Here is a 21,131-nt window from a genome sequence, read left to right on the forward strand (position 1 = left end):
CGGTGAAACCGGCCTTAGATGCCAAGAAAAGCCATGACGCGCGGCAGGATGCGGATAAGCAGCATTGCCGCGCCCAGAAGACTGCCAATCGCGATCATCAGGAGCACGCCGTCGCGTGCGGTAAGGGCCAGGCCGAAGAGAAGGACAGTCAGACCAGGCAGGAACGGGCCGAATGGCACGAGCCCCAGCGGGAAGGTGATGAGCGCGGCGGCGACGCAGGCCAAAGCGACAAGGTTGATGAACGGCACCTGCGTCAGGAAAGTCAGGCGCGGCTTCAGGATTTGGTCCACTGCATGGGCGTGCTTTTCGATGATGTGGATGCCACCAATAAGATGCTTGCGAGGAAAGCTGAAATCGAGCGCTCGGCGCGGCAGCCACGGAAATTTCAGGCCAACCACGATCTGCAGCGCGAAGATCAGTGTGACGAGCGCGATCAGCCAGTTAGCACCGGGTACGATGGAGAGGGGACTGATTGAGATGAAGCCGAGCAGTAGAAGCACCGGCCCATAGGCGCGGCGGCCCACCGCATTCAGGAGGTCGGCAATTGTCACCGTTTCGCCTTCTGTTCGCTCCTCCAGAGAGATCAGAAGCGAGCGGAGATTGTTCACGTGGCTCATGGGCCCCCAGCAATGTCGTCGTGTCCGACGTTTTCAGCCGTGTCTTTCATGCGAGTGTTCGTCTCATAAACGTTGCAGACCATGAATATGTTCACACAGCGTTCACGCGCTCAAAATTAACGCATATTTACCAAAAAGCTTGTCTCTAGGACCTTTGATGGTAGGCTGAATACTGAATTTTTTAGGGGGAATTATCCATGAAAACCGTACGCCTTGCAGCACTCGCTGCGTCTGCACTTGGCCTGGCAATGTCCGCGGCTGCGCAGGACTTCATGAAAGAAGCCACTTACGGCACGATCGAGTTGAGCGCGGGTTTCCAGCCTGATCCTCATGAGATCGACTTGCGCGCGGGCGGAAGCCTTGATGCAACCGATAAGCTCGGCTCCAATTGTCCTGGTTTCGTGGCTGATGCGCCAGATTATGACCTTCTCTATGACAACGGGTCTGGTTCGCTGCCGCTGATCATCACAGTGCGCTCTGCCTACGACACGACGCTGATCGTCAACACGCCAAATGGCGACTGGCTTTGTGACGATGATAGTGGCCCAAGCCATAACCCTTCCATCCGCTTCGACCCGGGCGCCGATGGCCTCTACGACATCTGGGTCGGTACGTATGAGCAAGGCTCACTTCAGGATGCCACGCTGGTGATTTCAGAGCTGAGTTCGTCTGAAGACTAAGGCCGCCGAACCGAGAATGGAGAACGCCCCGGTGTTTCCGGGGCGTTTTTCTTTGCCTGTCATCTTATTTGCGAGACTCTGCGTTCACGGCTGCTCGCGGTATCACTGCGGCTCGAAACGCGCGCCGAACCGCTGGATGTCATGCGATGTCGTGGCGTTACCCTCGCGCTGGATCAAATAGAGGCGGTCATACTCATTGGCCTCTACAATCGGCCCGCCGGGGTCTGCGCCCAGAAATTCAGCCAGTGCGGGTGTGGTATTGGAGTGGCCCACCACCAATACCGTCATGCCCTCTGCGGTGATTTCGCCTGCGAGCGATTGCAGATCTGAAGCGTCATAAAGCTGCACATCCATGCCGAGCCGCTCTGCCAGCGGCGCAGCGGTTTCGCGGGTGCGGCGATAGTCACTGGACCAGATTTTCTCGATACCCTTATCCGCCAAAAGGTCAGCAAGCGTATCGGCCCGGGACAAGCCATCGCCGGTAAGCGATGGATCGTCGCCAGACTGCTTTTCTGCATGGCGCACGAGATAGACCGTGTACGTGGTGTCGGAGTACTCACCCGTATCTCCGGGTAATCCCGCGCAAGAAGTGACCGCGAACGCCGCGGCAAGAATTGTCAGGAGCAGAGTGAGGGGCTTCATCGGTTCAATCCAGACTAAATACGGCGCCAGGTTGAGCCACCTGCGCCATCCATGACTTCGATGCCTTCGGCGGCAAGCTGTTCACGAATCCGGTCGGCCTCGGCCCAGTCTTTCGCCTGACGTGCGTCAAGCCGAGCCTGAACCAGCGCGTCGATGCGGACTTTATCATCCTCGCTGCCGCCTTGCTCCCAGGCAGAAGGTGTCAGCGTCAGCAGGCCGAGTTTCTCACCCGCCGCGAGGAGCTCGGCGCGTGCTTTTGCCATCTTCGGTGCGTCATTGGCATCTGCAGCCAGGTTTGCCTCAGAAGCAAGCCGCGACAGTTCTGCCAGCGCAACCGGCGTGTTGAGGTCATCATAGAGCGCCTTGTCGATGCTCTTGTCGCTCGCCTCGCCGCCTTCAGCCTCCCAGACGCGGCGTAGCGCGCCATAGATGCGGCCGAGCGTCGTCTTCGACTGCTCCAGCAGGTCGCGCGTCCAGTCGAGCGGGGCGCGGTAGTGGCCAGACAGAAGTGCAAAGCGCAGCACTTCGCCTGGCCACTCCTCAAGAAGCTCATGGATCAGCTTCACATTGCCGAGCGATTTCGACATCTTCTCGCCGTCCATGTCGAGAAAGCCATTGTGTAGCCAGTAGCGCGCCATCGGCTCACCATGGGCGCACTCGGACTGTGCGATCTCATTCTCATGATGTGGAAACTGGAGGTCGATGCCGCCGGCGTGAATATCGATCGTTTTGCCTAGATGGGCGGCAATCATCGACGAGCACTCAATGTGCCAGCCCGGGCGTCCGGGGCCCCACGGGCTATCCCACGTCGCGTCTTCGGGTTCGCCCTCCTTGGCGAGTTTCCACAGAGCGAAGTCTGCCGGGTTACGTTTTTCGTCCGACACCGCCACGCGGGCGCCGGCTTCATTGTCTTCAAGTTTGCGACCCGACAGCTTGCCGTAGTCTTCCATCTGGCTGACGTCGAAAAAGACGCCAGACGCAGATTTGTAGGCATAGCCTTTCCTGACCAGCTGCTCGGTCAGGCGAACCATCCCGTCGATGTGCTTTGTGGCCCAAGGCTCAATCGTCGGCGGCAGGACATTCAGCGCGGCTATGTCGGCATTGTAGATCGCGCCGTATTTTTGCGTGATCTCTGGTATCGGTGTGCCTTCTTCGAGCGAACGGGCAATGATCTTGTCTTCTACGTCAGTGATGTTGCGCGCATAGACGACAGAAGCTTCGCCATAGGTACGCCGAAGAAGCCGGAACAGAATATCGAAGACGACCGGTGGGCGCGCATTGCCGATATGCGCATAATTATAAACGGTCGGCCCACAGACATAGAGCGTCACGCGGTTCGCATCCTGCGGTTCGAAAACCTGCTTTTTTCGTCCGAGCGTATTGTAGAGCTTCAACGGCATGTGGCGTCAGTTTCCTTGGGGATCTCTGCGGTTTCGATATTTGTGTGTGCATGCGCGCAAATGGGGCTTCGCGTCAATTCGTGCCTGATACGGATGCTGGCGCCGGCTCTTCTGTGCGGCATGCCGAGATACGTTGAGCCAGAACCAGCGCTGAGCCTGCCAGGATGGCCGGGCCTAGCGGCAAAAAGAATGTGATGACTGGAAGCAGGAAGAGCGCGATCAGCATCAGATTAAGCCGCGTCGGCCCACTTCGGCTTGCTCGGATTTCGCTTTCAAGGACGAGGAATAGCGCAGGCACCAGCGCCATCATGTCATAGTTGAAGGCGTAGGGTGAGAAGAGGAAAACGCAGACAAGCAGCAGGGCCTGCTCCATTTCCGGAGCCGCCGATGGTTTCCGGAATGTCCAGACTGTGAGGCCCAGCGCCAATAGCGAAAATGGTGCCTGCAATGCCATCGCATATGAGGCATCCCACCCCTGTAGCCGGCCGAGCGCAAACCCTGTTGGCATCATGCGCAGGAACACCCCCGTTCCTTCCTCGGCGACGATGCGCTGGAAGGGCATTACGTGTTCGAAATAGCCGCGCCACATATCGATCCCGAATATCAGCGCAGAGAGCCCGACCAGCGCGATGCTCGTGCAAATGGCTGAAACAATTACGGTCCAGTGCCCTCGCAGCAACAAGAACAGCGGTATCAGTAGGCCAAGCCGAGGCTTGATAGTGAGGGTGCCAAGGCAGACCCCCGCAAGTATCGGACGCCTGTCAGCAAGGCGCACACCCAGATAGAGAAGCGCGCCGGTCAGAAAGCCGTTCTGTCCAAAGGCGGCGTTCACGGCAAAAGCAGGGGCTGTCAGCACAAAGACGCCATAGGCCCTTGATGTTTCATGCCCGCCGCGATGCGAGGGGCGGTCAGCCAGATAAAAAGCGCGCCGCCGACGAGGAGCCACAGGACATAGGCGGGCAGATAGCCCAGCCATGCAAGCGGAAAGACGAAGAACAGATAGTGCGGCGGATAGGACCAGTTCAGGCCAAGCGCCAAACCATACTGCGCTTCGAGAAACGTGCGGTACTCAGCCACTTTCAGTAACGTCTCAGAGAGGCCGCTCAAGACAAGTTTGCTGGCGCTGTAATAGTTGACGAAGTCGCGGCCGATCAGCTCGTGTCCGGATGCATCGACAAGACCGTCGCTCCTGGTCAGGTAAATCGCATAGCAGACCGCCGCGAGGCAGATGAAACTCACCGCTTAGTATCGAAAAAGCCGTTGCATAGTGCCTTGCAGGTGTGGCCCGGAGGCGGTGTCCAGAAAGACCGGTCTACCTCAACAGTCTTAATGAGCCGCTTCCGCAGGCCGCGGCTTCGGCGCTAAGGCACAACCGTCACGCGCGGAGAATCCGCCAGATCATCGGATTGCGTCGCCAGCGACTGAAGCAGCATCAGCATGCTTAGCAGTTCGATAGACCTGTCGTCTGGATCATCGAGCGTGTCGACGATATGCCAGTCGCGTCCGCGATATGGGACAGAATTGGCGCTACGTCCCTCGTGAACCCTGAACAGGATATGCTGGTCGCAGGCATGCGGCGTCGTCCAGCAGTTTTCCGCTGTGCTTTCGTAGGCCGTGTCGGGCAGGGTCCGGCGGCGTTCTCTTGTGTCGCCGGTCAGGTCTCTTCGAGCAATCTGAGCGGCAAAATCCAGTATTTCATAGGGTGATCGAATGCTGACCGCCAGTTCACCGAAGTGCTCGAGCCTGCCAAGCTCCTGCTCGCCCACGCCGTCTTCCTCGCCGCTTTCTGACTGCGCGCGCAGGCCTCGAATGAGCCTGTCGAGAGGGACCGTGTCATCACTGGTGCGCTCAACGCTGTCGACCGCTTCGAGAATCCTGCGCCTAGCTTCGATTTCGGTGCTGACGTTTTCCAGAAGCCGACGCTTCTGCTCATTGTCGAGACGCTTCAGATCGCGGCCTCCAAGATTGGCGCTACCCAGCTGCGAGACCACCCAGGCCCGGCACGTCAGATCGACAACGCGGGCGCTTTCCTGATCGCTCAGATCTTCGATGTCGAGCACAGGGGGGTGCCTGAAACAAAGCCGGAAACCGCCCGGCTCGCCGATGATGTCGAACGCTTTCGTCTTTCTGTCTGGCACGATGGACAGCCGGTCGGTGGCGATGCCTTGCTCCTCGATAAGGCCCAGAACGTCCTCTTGTGACATGTCTTCGATGATCGTGTTGTCGCCCAGAAGCGGTTCTGTGCTGAGACCGAGAGCGGTCAAAAGGCGTAAACGTCTCCGAAGAAACGAAGGGCCGAAAGATTCAGATTTGTTATGGATCGGTAGGCCGCTCCAGCCAATCTCGTCAACCACCAGGGTTAGTACGAACTCACGATCATAGGATTGCGCGAGAAGTCGCTCTACGATGCCAAGTTCGAGAGGGCGCGTCATGATCCGGATGAAGGCGGCATTGTTGAGCTGCGACACCGTATAGCGCGGCGTTGAATCCTGAAGCGTAAATCCGGGTAGCAGGTCGGCGTTATCGAAAACGAAATTGGCAGGTACGTCGGCCCCCAACAATAGGTCGCCGCGCGACCGGCTGTCGATATTTGACAATGACGCGAAAAATGCCGGCTCACCGGCTGCGCGGCGCAAGATGTTCAGCAAGACGAATTGTTGCTCGGTTTTTGCGATTTCGGCGTTCGTACGAAGCGCACCGTTGCCGATTGGCTCTCTCGACGCGCACGACACCATGAGCGCCAGTCCCAGCGCCACCATCAAAATTCGCATATCTCGCCCCGCCGAACCAATCCAGTGCGGTAACAATTGCGTACAGACAAATTAGTTCCGCAAAGGCAACTCAGGACACCGCTGGAAATAATGGCGTCTGGCCTTTATATCCAACCGAACGCCCTGAGGGAAAAATCTGGGCGGGCGTTAAGTCCGGTATTGGGGTGCATAGGGCGCACTCACAGAACATCTGGCTCGACCCCCGTCCCTCAGAAATAGGATGATTTGGCAATGGACGCCATTACGAGAGATGAAAACCGGGGTGAGATGGATCCGGTGAAACGGCCGACGCAGCAGGAAGCCGAAGACGCCGTTCGCACACTGCTTGCATGGGCGGGCGACGATCCGCGCCGTGAGGGTCTGCTTGATACGCCAAAGCGCGTCGTAAAAGCCTATAAAGAGTGGTTCCAGGGGTATGAAGAAGACCCTGTGAAGTATCTCTCGCGCACTTTCGATGATGTGCAGGGCTATGACGACATGGTCATGCTGCGTGAGATCGACGTGGAGAGTCATTGTGAGCACCACATGGCCCCCTTTCTGGGCACCGCTTACGTGGCATACATGCCGACCCAGGCAGTTGTCGGCATCTCCAAGATCGCTCGCGTGGTCGAGATTTTCGCTAAACGCCTGCAGACACAGGAAACGATGACCGCGCAGATCTGCGACGCCATCACTGACAGCCTCGCACCCGCCGGTACGGCCGTTCTCATCGATGCGGTTCATCAGTGCATGACGACACGCGGCGTGCACCACCCAAATGTCTCGACGATCACGACCCAGTTCACGGGGGTGTTCAAGACGGACAAGGATATGCGCGACCGCTTTCTGCGCCTTGCAGGCCGGTAATCCGCAGGCGGCCAATTGGCCGCATATCCGTTGACCGAAAAATATTCTAGGAGCCGCCTCGACATGAGGCGGCTCTTTCATTTTCTGGCCCTGCTGGGACTGTTTGCCTACCTGGCGAACGGTGCCCAGGCGCATCTGCGCATCGTGCCCGGAGAAACCATCTCCATCCCGATCTGCGGCGACGGTCTTAGCCGCTCGATCAAGATCGAAGTTGGTGGCAGCCATGAGGACACGTCTGACCGCACCTGCTGCGGTGATTGTATCGTACCTCTTGCCTTGCCGGTCACGGCGCCTCTCCTGCCGTTGCGGACTGTGGCCTCGCGTGTCCGGCCAACACAGCCTGTGCGGCGCGCAGGCTATCCCCGCTCGCCGCTCTGGCCCGGGGCGCCGCCCCAGGGGCCCCCTCATTTCGCATGACCTGAAAACCTATTGATCTCGCAGCAGTCTTGCTGCGCGGCACCTTCTTTTCATGCGAGAAACAAGATGAACAACAGAACGCTCTGCGCAGCGGCTGCGCTTACCTTTGCCGTGCTTCCTTCTGCCGACGCCCATGAGGGCGATGGCGGTGTGGTCACCTATGCCAGCGATCATGCCCCGATTGGTGGCATGGCCGACCACCGCCACAAGAAGGGCGAGTGGATGGTCTCCTATCGGTATATGTATATGGACATGTCTGGTAACCGGATCGGCACCGATGAGGTCGACCCGGACACCATTGCCACCACTATTCCCAACCGCTTTGCAGGCGCTCCAATGATGCCGCCGACGCTGCGTGTCGTGCCGCTGGAAATGCCGATGAAGATGCATATGGCGGGGGCGATGTACGGTCTGACGGACCGCATCACCCTGATGGGCATGGTCAATTACCACACCAAGGAAATGGATCACCGCACCTATCAGGGCGGAATGGGCACGACCGTTCTGGGCAACTTCACGACCGAAGTTTCCGGCTGGGGCGATACGAGTGTCGGCGCTATTTTTGGCCTCGACGATGGCTCGCGCCCGCATGCTCAGGTCAATGCCTCGCTCGTGCTATCTATCCCGACTGGGTCGATCACGGAGAGCGGCCGCGTCCTGACACCAATGAATATGCGCCCTGAGATGCGGCTGCCTTATCCGATGCAGCTCGGCTCGGGCACGTACGATCTCAAACCGGCGCTCACGGCCCGCAGCCGTGCTGGGCAGTGGAGCTATGGGGCACAGGCTTCGGCAGTCATCAGGCTGGACGAAAATGATGAAGGTTACGCGCTTGGCGATGTCTTCGAAGCGACCGGCTGGCTGGCCTACGAGCCTCGCCCGTGGGTCTCGCTGTCCGGCCGTCTCAAGGCCACGTCTAAAGGCGCCGTCGACGGTATCGATTCCAGCATCATGGCGCCTGTTCAGACGGCGAACCCTGAAAATCATGGCGGCGAAACGGTCGAGGCCCTCCTCGGCGTCAATCTGGCCGGGTCAGAGGGCGTCGTACGCGGCCACCGCCTCGCGCTCGAATTCGGCGTTCCGCTGTACCGCGACCTGAACGGTCCGCAGCTTGAAACCGATTATACGCTGACCCTGGGTTGGCAAAAAGCCTTCTAGAACCAGACTGGCCGGGACGCCGCTTGGTGTCCCGGCCAGATAGGACTTGACCCTGCGCGTGCCTCGAATTATTGTTTTTCGATAATAACGAGAAGAAGGACGCCTCCCATGCGCGCAGAACTGGTCCGTGTCGGTCTCCACCAGGTGGATATCAAAGTCGTCACCGAACAAGGCGAAATGCACGTCCTGCAGTGGCGCCGTAACCTCCTCTGGGACGAAGTTTTGCTCGATGGAAAACGCCAGGGGCACTCTGGCGGTTTTGGCCGTGAAAAATGCTACGGCCTTGTCTTCGGCAAGCGGGCCGACGGCACGGGCGGCACCAAGGTCATGCTCCTGCTCGACCCGGCCACCAGCTATGGCAACTGGGGCAATCCGCACCAGCAGCTATCGGGCGTGCGCCTTGAGACGGCAGACGGTCCGATCGTCGCCTTTGGCACGCTGGACCCGAAAAACCTTCAGAAGCCTGCGACCTTTGCCGACTGGATGAAGAAGTCGATGGGCATGGAATGGGGTGATGAGCGTCGCCCGCATTAAACAACACAACCTGATGGTGAGCAAAGTAGAACCAAGAGACGTCTAGCGAGAAAAATCGCCCTCGTCCTTCGACTTGGCTCAGGATGAAGACGACACGGTTTCTGTCTAGCCCTGACTCCCCAACCGTTTCTTCGTCATGCCGACATGAGGCTTCGCTGCCGCGGGGTCGTCCGGCCAGTCGTGTTTCGGATATTGCGCGCGCATATCCTTCGCCATGTCGCGATACCCGCCGTTCCAGAAACCGGAAATGTCCTTCGTCACCGCGATAGGCCGCCCGGCTGGCGATATCAGCTGCAACGTCACCGGCACGCGCGCGTCTGCAATGGCGGGCTGACGGGACAGGCCAAACAGCTCCTGAGCCTTGGCTTCGACCAGCGGTGCATTGTCGTCAAGATAATCGACAGGCGCGTTGCGGCCTGATGGCAGTGTGACCGACATTGGCGCCAGCGTGTCGATCTCCTGTGCCTTCGGCCAGCCAAGCGACTGTTTCAGGGCGTTCAGTACCGCCCCGTCGGAAGGCATGTCGAACCTGCCTCCGCCGAGTGCTGGCGCCAGCCACTCTTCGGCCGTCGCGGCGAGGAGCGCCTCATCAAGATCCGGCCAGTCCTCACCATAGGCGCGGTGAAGGAAGCTCAGCCGGGCAAGAAAGACGCGCACCGGCTCGCCAATGCCTGCCGATTCAAAACCATTCTCACGAACGAAATCAACGAAGGCGACCCGGGCGGCTTCGCCAGATGGCTGGGGCAGGGGCGTTTCCGACATTACGATTCGCCCGATCGCTTTCACACGCCGCGCCTTGAAGCCATGGGACGCAGGATCAAAACTTGCCCATTCTTCAATGACCGGAGGATGCAGCGCCACTACATCGGCTTCGTTGATCGGGGCCGCGAGCGTGATGCGGGCGCGCCCCGCTGCGCCGATCATGTCAGCGACGACGATCCACAGGGCGCGGGCCAGCGGCGAGGAAGTCTCGACCTCGCCGGCCCGGCCATTCGCCAGCAGATAGCTCGTTTCCGAGCCATCCCGGCGCCGCGCAATCTGCCCAGGCCAGGCTTTGGCCAGCAGCAAGGCCGCATCGCCTGAAGGCGCCGCACCATTGGCCCAACGCTCCGCCTGTCGTTTCAGCGCCTTGGCGCGCGGGCTGTTTTCTTTCCTGAAGCCGACGAGACGGTCCACCAGATTGGCGGAGTTACCGCCAACACCTGCTTCGCTCGCAAGAGCTGCAATCTCTGCGGCTAGTGCGCGCTCACCCTTCGTGTCCGCGCTCGCGACAAGGCTTGCATACTTCGGGTCCAGCGGCAGGGCGGCCATCGCCTTGCCATGCGCCGTCAGTTTCCCGGCCTCGTCGAGCGCGCCGAACGCTATCAGCGCTTCACGGGCCGCCTCAATTCGCCCACCGGGCGGCGCATCCAGCCAGGTCAGCCTGTAGGGATCGTCTTCTCCCCACTCAGCGATAGAGAGCAGCAGGCTGGAAAGGTCACCATTCAGAATTTCAGGGCGGGGCGCGGCGATAAGACCGCGCGTTTCTTCCTCGTCCCACAGCCGGTAGCAGACCCCCGGGCCGAGCCGTCCAGCCCTGCCTCGGCGCTGATCGACATTTGCTTTCGCCGCCCGGATGGTACGTAGCACCTGTGTCCCGCTGGCCGGTTCAAATTCCGGCACACGCGCAAGCCCCGCATCGACAACGACATGGACGCCCTCAATGGTCAGGGCGCTCTCTGCGATATCGGTTGCGAGTACGACCTTGCGGTGACCGGCTCTAGCCGGACGAACCGCCTCATCCTGCTCGCGCGGCGACAGCGCGCCATAAAGTGGATGCACCGAGACATTTGCGGGCAGGCTGGACAGCCGCTCTGCCGTTCGCCTGATCTCACCTGCGCCCGGCAGGAAAGCGAGGATGGAGCCGTCTTCAGCCTGGACGGCTTTGGTAATGGCTGAGGCCATCTGGTCCTCGATGCGGGCGCGCGTGCGTCCAAGATACTTGGTTTCGACGGGAAACTGGCGCCCCCCGCTCTCGATGACCGGCGCATTCAGCGTTCCGGCGACTTTCTTCGTCTCCAGCGTCGCCGACATGGCGAGCAGCAGGAGGTCATCGCGGAAGACCGATTGGGCCTCCAGCGCAAGTGCGAGACCGAGATCGGCATTGAGGCTTCGCTCATGAATTTCGTCGAAGATAACCGCGGACACACCTTCAAGCCCCGGATCGGCCAGCAGGCGGCGCGTGAACAGGCCATCGGTCATCACTTCGACCTGCGTAGCCTTTGAGACTTTGCGCTCAATACGGGTGGACAGGCCGATCCGCCCGCCGGTCTTTTCACCCAGTGTCGCGGCCATACGGTCAGCCGCCATGCGTGCAGCCAGACGGCGCGGTTCGAGCAGCATTATCTTGCTTGGTAAAGTGTCAAATCCGTCTATCAGGCCGGCAAGCGCTAGTGGAACACGCGTCGTCTTGCCTGCACCGGGCGGAGCGGCCAGAACCAACCGCTTTCGTTCGCGCAAGACCGAGCAGATTTCGCCAAGCAGGCTCTCAATCGGAAGGGCAGCGGGATCACTCATCGCGGGCCTCGTACCGCAATCTGTCGGTCATGGCACGGCTTCTCGCAGTGGCTTCCCGCATCCATGGTTTCGCATTCTGGCCGAACCGCGTAAGGAACTGCGCTTAAGTTTTCAGCAAAAGGCGAGAGGCCATGGCCGATACGCTCGAATTTTCCATTGTCGTCCCCATGCACAATGAGGCTGGCAATGCTGCCGGTCTGGTAGACGAGATCGCTACCGCGCTTGATGGCCGCGCCTATGAGATGATCATGGTCGATGATGCCTCCAGCGATGATACGCGCGCCGTTCTTGCCGGGCTGAAAGCGAGCTATCCAGCTCTTCGTGTCCTCAGCCACCGCGCCAATGCAGGCCAGAGCCGCGCCATTCGCACAGGCGTTCGCGCGGCACGCGGCCGGGTCATCGGCACTCTGGACGGAGATGGGCAGAATGATCCAGCCGACCTGCCAGACCTTTACCGCGCGCTCACACGCGCCGACGCGCCAGCTGATCTCGTCATGGTGATGGGCCGGCGTGCCAGCCGAAAGGATACGGCGTGGAAGCGGTTCGGATCAAAATTCGCCAATGCAATCCGCCGGCGTATGCTGCGTGATGACTGCGATGATAGCGGTTGCGGCATCAAGGTCATCAAGTGCGATGCCTATCTCTCGCTTCCCTATTTCGACCATATGCACCGCTACATGCCTGCGCTGGTGAAAGCAGAAGGATATGCGGCGGAATTCATGGATGTGAACCACCGGCCGCGGGGTGCTGGCACGTCCAATTACACCAATTTCGGCCGTCTCTGGGCCGCGCTGTCCGATCTGAGGGGCGTCACCTGGCTTATCCGGCGGCGCCGCAATCCGGGCGGTGCAGACGAACTTTGAGGGGGGCGGTCTGTAGCGAGTGACAGGCGGTCAGTTCGCCTGATCCGAGATTCCGCTTAACAGCCAGCACCTGCCGGGTTAGTCAGGCAAGGTTAATGGGTCGCGTGGTAACTGGTCGCGCAGCCTGACAATGGGGGTTTCCTGATGCGCGCACTGTTCAGTTTCTTTCCGCTCCTGATCATTCCGGTCGCGATCTATAATCTGATCGCGCTTACCTATTCCGGGACGACGGTAAACTATGATGCGGTGAGCAATGCCTCGCCCCTACTTGAGCTTCTTTCCGGCTCGCTTGTGACCTTCCCGATGATTTCTGGCGTCAACTGGTCCATCACCAATGGCGAGATGCTCGTCTTCGTCGCAATCACGCTGCTTTTCGTGGAGATCGTGAAGTCGACCAGTACCGGCACCTCTTCAATTCTCAACCACGCCGTTTCGATGATCCTCTTCATCGTCTGCCTTGTGGAGTTTCTGCTCATGCCGAATTTCGCGACGTCGACGTTTTTTATCATCATGAGCATGACGCTTCTCGATGTGCTGGCCGGTGTCATCGTCACGATCGTCTCAGCACGCCGAGACTTCGGCGTTGGCGAAGGCTTTGCTTGATCGGCGTGCCAGGCGACAAAATTTATGCAAGTTGAACGGGGCAGATGAAAAATCTGCCCCGTTTGCGCTTCACACGGATGAAAACACGTCTAGTGTCGCACACCGTTGAGATAGAGGGAGCCGGAGGGGCTTATGGACGCGATATTTGGACCGGTCGAAACGGTCAGTAACTTTATCTGGGGCGGCAACTGGGGAGATACACAAATCCTCCCGATGGGGCCGCTAGCGATCATCCTGCTGGGCACTGGCCTTTTCATGATGTTCCGTGTTGGCGCGCGTCCGCTTCGCCGATTCTTTCCGGCGCTTGCAGAGGTCTGGCAGGGCCGCAAGGCGCAGGGCGAAGATGGTGCGATCACCCCATGGCAGGCCCTCTCGACGGCGCTGTCCGGTCAGGTCGGCACGGGTAACCTCGCAGGCGTTGCAACCGCCATCACGCTTGGTGGTCCGGGTGCGATCTTCTGGATGTGGATCACCGCCATCTTCGGCATGGCGCTGGCCTTCTCGGAAAGCTCTCTCGCCGTCAAATATCGCGAAACGGATGAGTATGGCCGCATCAATGGCGGGCCAATGTACTACATCAAGAATGGCCTCGGTAAGAAGTGGGCCTGGCTTGCGGTCATCTTCTGCCTCGGCACGCTGTTCTCGGCGATGGTTACCGGCTCGATGATCCAGGCAAACTCGATCACTGAGGCGGCGCTGGAAACGGGGTCGGCTGTGTTCGGCCTTTCCATCCCGACATGGCTGATCGGCCTGATCCTGGGCGCTCTGGTCTTTGCTGTGATTATTGGCGGCATCAAGTCGATCGGCAGCGTGGCTGGTAAGGTCGTGCCGATCATGGCTGGCGCCTACGTGTTCATCGCGCTCATCGTGCTCATCATCAATGCGCCAAAAGTGCCGGGTGCTTTTGCTGAAATCATCGGCTCGGCCTTCGGTCTGCGTGAAGCGGTTGGCGGGGCAACCGGCTATGCGGTGCTCGCAGCCATCCGGGCGGGTATCGCGCGTGGGCTTTTCTCCAACGAGGCGGGCCAGGGCTCAGCGCCGATTGCACACGCAGCGGCGAAGACGAAAAACCCGGTTCAGCAAGGTGAAATTGCCATGATCGGCGTGTTCATCGACACGATCATCATCTGTACGATGACGGCGCTGGTCATCCTGACCGTGACCGGCGACTTCAAGAAATCCGGCGCGCTTGTCGCAGCGAACCAGTGTATCGAGGCGGGTCAGACCCTGCCGGAAGGTGCATCGCTCGATACACTCTTCCCGAGTGCCTATGCCGATGGCCGTGAGGCGCTGATTGAGCAGAATGGCCCAGCAGCCGTCGCATTCCTGGAGCAGTGCCAGTCTGCGGGCATCGACATCGACGAGGCCGCGCTTGCCGGGGCATCCGACCCGAGCGTCCTCATGGACGTCGACCATGCCTGGGAGACGGATGCGAACTCTGCCGCGATTACGACCCGCGCTTACGGGGCGGCCTTCCCGGGCGGTGAGTTTGTCGTGCCTGTCGCGCTGTTCTTCTTTGCTTTCACGACGATTATCGGCTGGTCCTATTATGGCGAGCAGGCCGTGACATTCCTCCTTGGGGAGTGGGCGACCCATCCGTTCCGGTATGTCTGGATCATTGTTGTGTTTGCGGGGACGGTGCTGCCAGCCGGCGGTCTGTGGCTTCTTGGCGATGTCTCGAATGCGGCGATGGCCTTCCCGAACCTGATCGCGATCATTGCGCTTTCAGGGGTCGTGGTGGCGATGCACAAGATGAATGATGACCCTGATCATGGTCATCCGGTGATCGACAAGACAGAGCCGCCGGCGGAGTAGAAGCACCGGGTTTAGACGGTGCAGTCACGGTGTCGTGGCGGTGCACTGGCGGTGTTTTTTGAAGACCTTTTGGAGCGGGCGCCGGGGAACTGGCGCCCGTTTCGCTATTTAAGCGGCCTGTTAAGCATCAAGGCGTCAAAATCTGCCCATGAGCGACGCTGCCCGCATAGATGCCTTCCTCGAAATGATGAGCGCCGAGCGTGGGGCTTCCCCCAACACGCTGGACGCTTATGGCCGCGATCTTCGAGATGCGTCAGACAGCATGCGAGGAAAGCTGACCCGGGCGGACGCAAAAGATGTTTCCCGCTACGTAGCTTCACTTGCGGCCCAGGGGCTCGCGCCGCGCACGCAGGCGAGAAAGCTCTCCTCCATGCGCCGCTTTTTCCGGTTCCTGTTCGAGGAAGGCGACCGGAAGGATGACCCGACCTCAAAAATGGAAGGACCGAAGGCGGGACGGGACATTCCGGATGTTCTCAGCCGCGAGGAAGTTGAACGGCTTATCGATGCGTGCGGAGAGGATGTTCGCATGCGCTGCCTGCTCGAACTCCTGTATGGCGCTGGTCTCCGTGTCAGTGAGCTGGTCAGCCTGAAGCTGGGCAATCTACCGCGCCGAAAGGGCGGGCAGTGGGAAACGCGCGACATCATCGTGCGGGGCAAGGGCGGCAAGGACCGGCTCTGCCCGCTTGGCGGCCCCGCTCTCGAGGCGATTGCAGACTGGCTCAATGTCCGTGAAGACAGCCTGCCGAAGAAGACGCTGAAGGCAAACGGGGCGTCGGCCTTTCTCTTTCCATCACGCGGTAAGGAAGGTCACCTCACCCGCAGGAGGCTGGGACAGATGCTGGACGCGCTGGCGGTAGAGGCCGGGATAAAGCCCTCGAAAGTGCATCCGCATGCCTTGCGGCATGCCTATGCGACGCACCTGCTTCAGGGCGGCGCGGACCTCAGATCCGTTCAGACATTGCTCGGCCATGCGGACATTTCGACCACGGAAATTTACACCCACGTCCTGACCAATGAGCTTGCGGAGCTTCTGGAAACAGCACATCCGCTATCTCGATAAGAGTTATGCAGGCGCTTGCCGCGCGCAATTGCTGCTCCACCTTTCTGACCAGCATTAAAGCTTCTCTGCAATGAAAGGACCCAACCCATGACCAGATCCGCCACGTTTGCTATGACCGCTATCGGTCTTGCCGTCACCGCGCCTGTCGCGATGGCAGAACCCGTCGCCTATGAGTTCGACAAGGATCACACCACGATCATTGCGAGCTGGGACCATCTAGGCTTTTCACGCCAGGGTATCGAGTTTACCGACTATGACGGCAATCTGATGCTGGACATGGAAGCGCCTGAAAACTCTTCCATCGAAGTGACCTTCAACCTCGCTGACGGCGGATTCTGGGTTGGCACGTCGGGCGATGACAGTTTCGAAAATCACCTCTCTTCCGGCGATTTGCTGGACGTCGAAGCTTTCCCCACGGCCACCTTCACGGCAACGTCATTCGAAACCGAAGATGGCAAGACCGGCACGATGACGGGTGACCTGACGCTGAAAGGCGAGACCCATCCGGTCACGCTGGATGTCACGCTGAACAAGGCTGGCGAGATGCGCGGAACGACCAAGGCCGGCTTTTCTGCAACCGGAACGATGATGCGGTCCGACTGGGGCGTCGACTATGCTGTGCCAGGTGTCTCCGATGAGCTTCAGCTGATGATCGAGACCGAACTCGTCATGGTCGCTGACGAGGCGGGCGAATAGACTGCATTAAATTTGCGAGAGTAGCTTCCGCAGGGCCGGGCGTGCGATTATTTATGATCGCGCGCCCGAGCTGTTTTGGATGCCTGCTTTGTCTGGAGATTTTTATGGCCGCATATTTCCGCGCCGCTGTCGCTGGGATTTTCATGTTCGAGATTTCGGCAGCCTTCCTCATGGGCCTGTCAGCACTCATCCTCTTCGCGCTTCACATCACAGGCGCGATCTTCTGGGGTGTTGAGGCGATGACGGCTATCGGCGCACTCTATCTGAGCAGCCTCTTCTTCCGTAGCGCCTTCAAATATGAGCGCCAGTCCGAGACAATCGAACTACGCAGCGAATAGGCTGCTGCCCATAAGCCAGAGATTGGTTTGCTTCCGGTTTCAGGGGTAGGGGTTGCCCATTTCAGTCAAACGCCATTGACCTTAGCTGCGGCTACAGGTGCATTGGCGCGCGACAGATATGAGGACAGGCTCCATGAGATTTTCTTCAATTCTTTTCGGTCTCGCCCTGGCGGCGGCAGGTTGCGGCAATGAGGCGGGTGAGACCCCGCCGCCTCCCGCACCGCCTGCGCCGGAGGAAAGCCCCGCGCGCGTCGACACGACCGGCGAAACGGCCAGCGTCTCGATCGATGATTTCGAGCCTCTACTGGGCGATGGCTGGACCGGGGAGCTGGTTTATGCCGATCCGAACGCTGACAGCGGAGAGGGCACGGCTGAGGTAGAGTTGGAAGTCAGCCTCGAAGGCCGCACGCTGACACTCGACTTTTCCTTCCCCGGGTCGCCGCAAGGCGATGGCAGCGCGCCGCTGGAAATCTCCGAGGATGGCGACTGGATCAATGATGAAATGGTTCTGAGGCGCGAGCGGAGCGGCGGCTTGCTGACCCTGCTGACCCGGCAGGAATGCATCGAAGGGAGCTATATCGCCACCTGCGAATATCTCTACGACATTTCCGAAACAGAATTTTCCATTGCCAAGGCCTATCGCCTGGCTGGTGAGGAGGAGCAGCGTTTCGGGCACCAGTACAGCTTTCAGCGCGACGCGGCTGGCTAGATTTTGAAAGCAGGCGCATCTCGCCTGCACATTTTACCGGATCTGGGGGAATTAATGCGGACATTTATCGGTCTCGTGGCGACAGGCGCGCTCGCAGCCTGCGTGCAGATGCCATGGAGGGAGAAAGCGCCTGCGCTGCCAGCGGTGCAGCCCGGCGACCTCGCCATGCTTGAAGGAAGCTGGGCGGGCAGCCTGACTTATCGGGACTACAGCCCGCCGCACGAGGATGTGAGCATCCCTGCGACGCTAACCGTCGACAAGCTGGACGAAGGAATGCGGCTGGAGCTGAAATATCCAGACGAGCCATCCGCCTATGACAGGTCCATGCTGATCGCATCTGATGAAGGACGCACGCTGAACAGCGAGATGGTGTTGTCGCGCACGCAGAGCGACGATGAGGTGACGATTGTGACGGCGTCGGAGTGTGAGGATGATGGGCGCCCCGCCCAGTGCGAGGTGACGTACACGCTTTCGCCCAAGGTTTTCGAGATGACCAAGATGGTGGCGCTGGAAAGCGGTGAAGCGCCGTTCAGGCGAAACGCCTACGCGTTCGTGCGAACCGCCAAACCCGACTGAGAAAGGCTGCAGAACCAAAGCAATTTGGCGGGCTGAATTGACGGCCCGCCAGCGAGGGATATGTTGCGCTGCAACAGGAGGATGAGGATGAGCCAGAAAACACCGCGTAATTTCTTCAAGCCGCTCGCCATCGGTGCACCGGACCCGATGCGGGAGTTGCCGATCCGTCTGGAACGGATGATCCACTTTGTGCCGCCGCACCTCGACAAGGTGCGCGCAAAGGTACCGCAAATGGCGACCCAAGCCGATGTGGTGCTGGCCAATCTTGAAGATGCCATTCCTGCTGATGCCAAGGATGCCGCCCGCGACGGTGCCATTGAAATGGGCAAGATGGTCGACTGGCAGGGCAAGGGCACAGGCTTCTGGAGCCGGGTCAATCCGCTTAATTCGCCATGGTTTCAGGAAGACGTCTCGCGTCTTGTGCTGGAGGCCGGTGAGCAGCTTGATGTCATCATGCTGCCCAAGGTCGAAGGGCCGTGGGACATTCATTTCGCCGATCAGTATGTCGCTCAGCTGGAGGCCAAAGCAGGCCTGAAGCGCCCGATCCTGTTCCATGCGATCCTTGAGACGGCGCAGGGTATGGCGCTGGTCGAGGAGATTGCGCTCGCCTCTCCGCGTATGCAGGGCATTTCGCTTGGCCCAGCAGACCTCGCCGCAGACCGCAAGATGAAGACCACCCGCGTCGGTGGCGGCCACCCTTATTACCGGGTCGTAGATGACCCGAATGAGGACGGCTCAAAGCGTGAAAGCGCGCAGCAGGACCCGTGGCACTATACGATTGCGCGCATGGTCGATGCCTGCCGCATGGCCGGTATCAATGCGTTCTATGGCCCGTTCGGCGACATCGCCGATAGCGAGGCGTGTGAGCAGCAGTTCCGCAACGCCTTCCTTCTGGGCTGTTCGGGCACGTGGAGCCTGCACCCAAGCCAGATCGAGATCGCCAAGCGCGTCTTCAGCCCGGCACCGGACGAAGTGAAGTTTGCGCGCCGGATTCTCGAGGCCATGCCGGACGGCACGGGCGTCGCGATGCTGGACGGCAAGATGCAGGATGACGCGACCTGGAAACAGGCCAAGGTCATCTCTGATCTGGCTGATCTGGTGTCGGAAAAGGACCCGGAATTGGCCAAAGCCTACGCAGCGGACTAGGGTGGGGGGTGTATCCAAGAGCAATCAAGGAGACCACCCTTTGGCCCAACTCAGAAAAATCTTCGCATTTACAGCAGCTTCCGCCGCGCTCGCCGGCACGGCAGCCGCGCAAATGGACTATCATGGCTTCGACCCGGAAACAGTCGACGCCCTGAATGAGCGTATCCTCGAGCCGCTGAAGAGCGAGCAGCTGGAAATCCTCGCGCCGCACCGCGGCATCGAGGCCTGCGGCGGCACGTCCAGCGTTGATATGCTGGTACCCGACGGGTGGGACGTGCGCGCGGCAGCTGCCAATCCGGTTGGAGGGGACGTTGCGATGCCTTATCCGACGACAGCGTTCGCCCCCGAATTTCCACCGCTTTACTCTACGCTCGGTGTAGAGGGCGCTTGTGAGACGATCTTCAGTGTAAATGCAGACGGCAAGACGGAAGATATCCTTGCAAAGTGTACCTTGCCGAAATTCGCGCTCGCGGCGACGAATGCGTTGGAAGCGCTGGAGTTCGAGCCTGCAGATGGGAAGGACACAGCGGAGACTCCAGACATTCTGCTGCCGATGAACTTCTGCCTGGATGAGCCGTCGGACGGTTAAGCGCGTTACACAGGGGCCGGTGCTGCCGCCGGCTCCAGACTTTTTGTAGCTGAAGGAACATTGATCCGATGCGATTTTCCCACGTCCTGCCGGGCGCCCTGATGCTTGCCGGACTTTCTGCCTGCGCCGTTGATCCCTACGCGCCAGCGCCCATTGAGCGACGCGCCGGGCCTGTATCCGGGTCGCAGGCGATGGGTGTCCGGCCCGGACAGATCGCGGCCTGCGGGCATACGGGCGCGCCCGTTGCAGACCTGCGCTATCCGGATGGCTGGCAGGCGCGGCTTTCGCAGGTACCTGCTGCCGGGTCTGGCGGTGGCGGCGATGAGCTTCTGGGCGGCGTCGCTGAGCCGGATGCTGTGGCCGCGCCCGACGCCTCGCCGACTGTGCAGCCGCAACCGGTCTATCCATCAAGTGCGCTCGATGCGGGCCAGGAAGGGCGCTGCGAGATCCTGATGGATGTGAGCCCGGCAGGGGCGCCGCAGAATATTCTGACAGCGTGCTCTGCGCCCCAGTTCAATGCGCCGACGTATCAGGCTGCGACGGGTCTTCGGTTTGACCCGCCGCGCGAGAGCGGGCGCTCTGTGCGGCTGGTTAATGTCGTCTATCCGATCTCATATTGCATGGATCAATAGAGGCGGCGCTAATTACGGGCCGCCCGGGAGCAGAACATGAAATTTTCCGCGGTGGCCGCGCTGGCGATGTTTTTCCTTGCTGGCGGAATGGCCGATGCCCAGCAGCGCGAAGTCTGGCAAACCGAAATCGGAACTGTGGTCTATGACCATGAGACCGCGCGGGGTGAGGCGGTGCTGACATTCCCGATCGCAAACAGCGACCAGCGCGGGGTGGCCTTCATCCCGCAGCTGGCTGGCAACCGTACCAATCGCGGTATCTTTTATGGCCTCTGGATCGAGCCGGATGGTTCTGGCGCGCCAGCGTGTGATTTCGCGATCACCGATCCTGAGACCAATACACCCCGCCAGACCTGGGGGCGCATCCAGATCACCTTTGTCGATCCGGGTATTCCCTCAAGCTGGGTCTTGCGCCGGGGCTATTGTTTCGACGACTATTCGGAATTCCTGATCGGAAGACCGGTCGGGGGCCAGTAGACAGGACAT

The 21,131-nt window shown here is 60.0% G+C and carries 23 protein-coding genes; 17 read left to right on the forward strand and 6 right to left on the reverse strand.

The window, feature by feature from the left end; all coding sequences use genetic code 11:
- Positions 1-14: 14 nt before the first annotated feature.
- Positions 15-617 (reverse strand): exopolysaccharide biosynthesis protein, encoded by a 603-nt coding sequence (locus tag D1224_RS08700; RefSeq protein WP_119379494.1) that lies wholly within the window; start codon positions 615-617, stop codon positions 15-17.
- A gap of 197 nt (positions 618-814) precedes the next feature.
- On the opposite strand from D1224_RS08700, the gene D1224_RS08705 reads away from it, so the two are divergent.
- A complete protein-coding gene (locus D1224_RS08705; protein WP_119379495.1) occupies positions 815-1,297 on the forward strand; it encodes a peptidase S1 in 483 nt (160 codons plus the stop codon).
- Between the two features lie 102 nt (positions 1,298-1,399).
- On the opposite strand, the gene D1224_RS08710 is transcribed toward D1224_RS08705, so the two are convergent.
- The 4 genes from D1224_RS08710 to D1224_RS08725 all read right to left on the reverse strand — a co-directional run bounded on the left by D1224_RS08710 (position 1,400) and on the right by D1224_RS08725 (position 6,110).
- On the reverse strand, positions 1,400-1,939 hold the full coding sequence (locus D1224_RS08710) for a SixA phosphatase family protein (protein WP_119379496.1): 540 nt from the start codon (positions 1,937-1,939) through the stop codon (positions 1,400-1,402).
- A gap of 14 nt (positions 1,940-1,953) precedes the next feature.
- On the reverse strand, positions 1,954-3,339 hold the full coding sequence (gene cysS, locus D1224_RS08715; RefSeq protein ID WP_119379497.1) for a cysteine--tRNA ligase: 1,386 nt from the start codon (positions 3,337-3,339) through the stop codon (positions 1,954-1,956).
- 73 nt (positions 3,340-3,412) lie between these two features.
- Positions 3,413-4,315, reverse strand: coding sequence for a glycosyltransferase family 87 protein (locus tag D1224_RS08720; protein ID WP_325051433.1), 903 nt, complete (start codon positions 4,313-4,315; stop codon positions 3,413-3,415).
- Between the two features lie 385 nt (positions 4,316-4,700).
- Positions 4,701-6,110, reverse strand: coding sequence for a hypothetical protein (locus tag D1224_RS08725; RefSeq protein WP_147372355.1), 1,410 nt, complete (start codon positions 6,108-6,110; stop codon positions 4,701-4,703).
- 231 nt (positions 6,111-6,341) lie between these two features.
- Here D1224_RS08725 and folE point away from each other — a divergent pair, with 231 nt between their 5' ends.
- From folE to D1224_RS08745, 4 genes are all read left to right on the forward strand, one after another.
- Positions 6,342-6,956: a GTP cyclohydrolase I FolE gene (gene folE, locus D1224_RS08730; RefSeq protein WP_119379500.1), complete on the forward strand. Its 615-nt coding sequence runs from the start codon at positions 6,342-6,344 to the stop codon at positions 6,954-6,956.
- Positions 6,957-7,019: 63 nt separating this feature from the next.
- Positions 7,020-7,373: a hypothetical protein gene (locus D1224_RS08735; protein WP_119379501.1), complete on the forward strand. Its 354-nt coding sequence runs from the start codon at positions 7,020-7,022 to the stop codon at positions 7,371-7,373.
- A 66-nt stretch (positions 7,374-7,439) separates the two neighbouring features.
- Positions 7,440-8,531 (forward strand): transporter family protein, encoded by a 1,092-nt coding sequence (locus D1224_RS08740; RefSeq protein WP_119379502.1) that lies wholly within the window; start codon positions 7,440-7,442, stop codon positions 8,529-8,531.
- A 108-nt stretch (positions 8,532-8,639) separates the two neighbouring features.
- Positions 8,640-9,065, forward strand: a complete 426-nt coding sequence (locus D1224_RS08745) for a hypothetical protein (protein ID WP_119379503.1) — start codon at positions 8,640-8,642, stop codon at positions 9,063-9,065.
- 105 nt (positions 9,066-9,170) lie between these two features.
- On the opposite strand, the gene hrpB is transcribed toward D1224_RS08745, so the two are convergent.
- The gene (hrpB, locus tag D1224_RS08750; protein ID WP_119379504.1) at positions 9,171-11,621 is read right to left on the reverse strand and encodes an ATP-dependent helicase HrpB; all 2,451 of its coding nucleotides are present in this window, start codon (positions 11,619-11,621) and stop codon (positions 9,171-9,173) included.
- Between the two features lie 131 nt (positions 11,622-11,752).
- Here hrpB and D1224_RS08755 point away from each other — a divergent pair, with 131 nt between their 5' ends.
- The 12 genes from D1224_RS08755 to D1224_RS08810 all read left to right on the forward strand — a co-directional run bounded on the left by D1224_RS08755 (position 11,753) and on the right by D1224_RS08810 (position 21,122).
- The gene (locus D1224_RS08755; RefSeq protein WP_119379505.1) at positions 11,753-12,484 is read left to right on the forward strand and encodes a glycosyltransferase family 2 protein; all 732 of its coding nucleotides are present in this window, start codon (positions 11,753-11,755) and stop codon (positions 12,482-12,484) included.
- Between the two features lie 144 nt (positions 12,485-12,628).
- A complete protein-coding gene (locus D1224_RS08760; protein ID WP_119379506.1) occupies positions 12,629-13,087 on the forward strand; it encodes a hypothetical protein in 459 nt (152 codons plus the stop codon).
- 132 nt (positions 13,088-13,219) lie between these two features.
- A complete protein-coding gene (locus D1224_RS08765) occupies positions 13,220-14,902 on the forward strand; it encodes an alanine/glycine:cation symporter family protein (RefSeq protein WP_119379507.1) in 1,683 nt (560 codons plus the stop codon).
- 148 nt (positions 14,903-15,050) lie between these two features.
- The gene (locus D1224_RS08770) at positions 15,051-15,962 is read left to right on the forward strand and encodes a tyrosine recombinase (protein WP_119379508.1); all 912 of its coding nucleotides are present in this window, start codon (positions 15,051-15,053) and stop codon (positions 15,960-15,962) included.
- Between the two features lie 87 nt (positions 15,963-16,049).
- Positions 16,050-16,658, forward strand: a complete 609-nt coding sequence (locus D1224_RS08775) for a YceI family protein (RefSeq protein WP_119379509.1) — start codon at positions 16,050-16,052, stop codon at positions 16,656-16,658.
- A gap of 104 nt (positions 16,659-16,762) precedes the next feature.
- On the forward strand, positions 16,763-16,996 hold the full coding sequence (locus D1224_RS08780; protein ID WP_119379510.1) for a hypothetical protein: 234 nt from the start codon (positions 16,763-16,765) through the stop codon (positions 16,994-16,996).
- Positions 16,997-17,129: 133 nt separating this feature from the next.
- Positions 17,130-17,705 carry a hypothetical protein gene (locus tag D1224_RS08785; protein WP_119379511.1) on the forward strand — a complete coding sequence of 192 codons (576 nt, stop codon included), beginning with the start codon at positions 17,130-17,132 and terminating at the stop codon, positions 17,703-17,705.
- Between the two features lie 54 nt (positions 17,706-17,759).
- Positions 17,760-18,281, forward strand: a complete 522-nt coding sequence (locus tag D1224_RS08790; RefSeq protein ID WP_119379512.1) for a hypothetical protein — start codon at positions 17,760-17,762, stop codon at positions 18,279-18,281.
- Positions 18,282-18,368: 87 nt separating this feature from the next.
- Complete coding sequence (locus D1224_RS08795) at positions 18,369-19,427, forward strand: HpcH/HpaI aldolase/citrate lyase family protein (RefSeq protein WP_119379513.1); 1,059 nt, start codon at positions 18,369-18,371, stop codon at positions 19,425-19,427.
- A gap of 40 nt (positions 19,428-19,467) precedes the next feature.
- Positions 19,468-20,016 (forward strand): energy transducer TonB, encoded by a 549-nt coding sequence (locus D1224_RS08800; protein WP_119379514.1) that lies wholly within the window; start codon positions 19,468-19,470, stop codon positions 20,014-20,016.
- A 68-nt stretch (positions 20,017-20,084) separates the two neighbouring features.
- The gene (locus tag D1224_RS08805; protein ID WP_119379515.1) at positions 20,085-20,648 is read left to right on the forward strand and encodes an energy transducer TonB; all 564 of its coding nucleotides are present in this window, start codon (positions 20,085-20,087) and stop codon (positions 20,646-20,648) included.
- A gap of 36 nt (positions 20,649-20,684) precedes the next feature.
- Positions 20,685-21,122, forward strand: coding sequence for a hypothetical protein (locus D1224_RS08810; RefSeq protein WP_119379516.1), 438 nt, complete (start codon positions 20,685-20,687; stop codon positions 21,120-21,122).
- The last annotated feature ends 9 nt before the right edge of the window (positions 21,123-21,131 follow it).

Source organism: Henriciella barbarensis (assembly GCF_003576345.1).
Lineage (GTDB): Bacteria > Pseudomonadota > Alphaproteobacteria > Caulobacterales > Hyphomonadaceae > Henriciella > Henriciella barbarensis.